Origin of the sequence: Mesorhizobium sp. M0983 (assembly GCF_040318975.1) — a bacterium.
Classification (GTDB): domain Bacteria; phylum Pseudomonadota; class Alphaproteobacteria; order Rhizobiales; family Rhizobiaceae; genus Mesorhizobium.
Genome location: NZ_JAMYNH010000061.1, coordinates 1 through 1,351 on the forward strand (window position 1 = coordinate 1; position 1,351 = coordinate 1,351).

Consider the following 1,351-nt stretch of genomic DNA (forward strand, 5'->3'; position numbering starts at 1 on the left):
CCGATCGATGTCCTGCACGATATTTCGCTGAGGGTGCGCGCCGGCGAAGTGCTTTGCCTTCTCGGCGACAACGGCGCCGGCAAGTCCACCCTCATCAAAACGTTGGCCGGTGTCCACAAGCCTAGCAGCGGCCAGATACTGATGGATGGTCAGCCAGTGACCTTCACTGGACCGAGTGAGGCGCAGGGACGGGGAATCGCCACGGTGCATCAGTTCGGCGGCACGTTCCCGCTGATGAGCATCGGGCGGTCCTTCTTCGTCGGCGTCGAGCCGACTAAAGGTTGGGGACCGTTCAAGATCTACGACCGCAAGCGCGCCAACGAGATCGCGGTGAAAGCGGTCCGGGATTTCGGAATTATCCGCATTGATGACGGTGACCGCCTGGTCGGCGGCCTGTCGGGCGGAGAGCGCCAGTCGCTTGCCATTGCCCGCGCTGTGTATTTTGGAGCGCGCGTGCTGATCCTGGATGAGCCGACCGCGGCGCTCGGCGTCAAGCAGGCCTCGCATGTGCTGCGTATCGTCAATGAGGCCAAGAAGCGTGGCTTGGCGGTGGTCTTCATCACCCATCAGGTCATGCACGCCATGACCGTCGGCGATCATTTCGCGGTGCTGATCCGCGGCGCCATCGCCGATGATTTCCGCAAGGGCCAAAGGTCCCGCGAGGAGATTACGGATCTGATGGCTGGCGGCGAAACGATGGCCGATCTGGAGGCTCAGGTCGAGGGGTTACATGGAAACCCATGAAAGGCATCCGCCGTCCTTCCAGGTGCTGGGGGGCCCAGCCGCTCGTTAGATTTCTTAAAAGGCGCCAACCAGGCGTGGCTCCATGCCGCCGAGTTGGCCGTTGCCCTAATCCGAAAAGCAAAAGCAGGACAGAAATGACAATCCGCATTGCAGTGATCGGCGCCGGTTTGATGGGCGCGGATCATGCCAAGATAGTTGCCGAGGAACTGCCCGGCGCAACCCTTCAATTGGTCTGCGACATGGATGAGCAGCGCGCTCGTTCTGTTGCCGGCGCGTGTGGCGCTATCGACATTGCCACCGACCCCAAGGGCGCCATCACGCGGCAAGACGTGGACGCCGTGATCATTGCGAGTCCCGATTTTACGCATGCGCCGCTTTCGATGGCCTGCATTGCCGCCGGCAAGCGCGTCCTATGCGAAAAACCGCTGTCACAAGCGTCGGCTGACTGCATCGCGGTGATGGAAGCCGAACAGAAAGCGGGGGCGAAATTCGTCCAGCTCGGCTTCATGCGGCGTTACGACCGCTCCTATCAGGAAATGAAGCAAGCGCTCGATAATGGTCGTCTCGGCCGGGCGCTGATGATGCACAATTTTCACCGCAATGTTGA

1 protein-coding gene and 1 pseudogene are annotated in these 1,351 nt (G+C 61.0%); both read left to right on the plus strand.

Annotated elements, in window-relative coordinates; translation table 11 throughout:
* Nucleotides 1-793, plus strand: a pseudogene (locus NKH71_RS33300) (ATP-binding cassette domain-containing protein); the annotation flags it as partial.
* An 85-nt stretch (nt 794-878) separates the two neighbouring features.
* Nucleotides 879-1,351 (plus strand): Gfo/Idh/MocA family protein (locus NKH71_RS33305; RefSeq protein WP_352896626.1); only part of this gene is annotated, 473 nt, incomplete at its 3' end.